1 protein-coding gene is annotated in these 312 nt (G+C 62.2%); it reads left to right on the top strand.

Annotated features, from left to right (window positions below):
• A partial coding sequence (locus tag AB1462_RS32525) for an Ig-like domain-containing protein (RefSeq protein WP_367249241.1) occupies positions 1 to 312 on the top strand: 312 nt, incomplete at both ends.

Raw genomic sequence — 312 nt, 5'->3', positions numbered from 1 at the left:
CGGTGGCTGCGGAAACTGCTGCGACCGGTGCTGAAGACCCAAGCGTAGGCATCGCGGTCAAACTGTCCGCCACCGACGTGGATAGTCCGACGGACGTTAAATCGTTCACCGTCGGCACGCCAACCAACGGCACCTTCTACACCGACGCGGCGATGACCAAACCGGTGACCGGTTCCATTGACGCAGTCAACGGCGAAGCGACCGTTTACTTCAAACCGAACGAAAACTTCCACGGCACCGCGGACTTCACCTACACCGCCACCGACGGCGGCCCGCTGACTTCGGCGCCAGCCAACGGCACCATCACCGTGA

Source organism: Pseudomonas sp. SB113 (genome assembly GCF_040754745.1).
Lineage (GTDB): Bacteria > Pseudomonadota > Gammaproteobacteria > Pseudomonadales > Pseudomonadaceae > Aquipseudomonas > Aquipseudomonas grimontii.
Note: the sequence above shows the minus strand (reverse complement) of the source record. Positions and strands in the feature narration are given on the sequence as shown.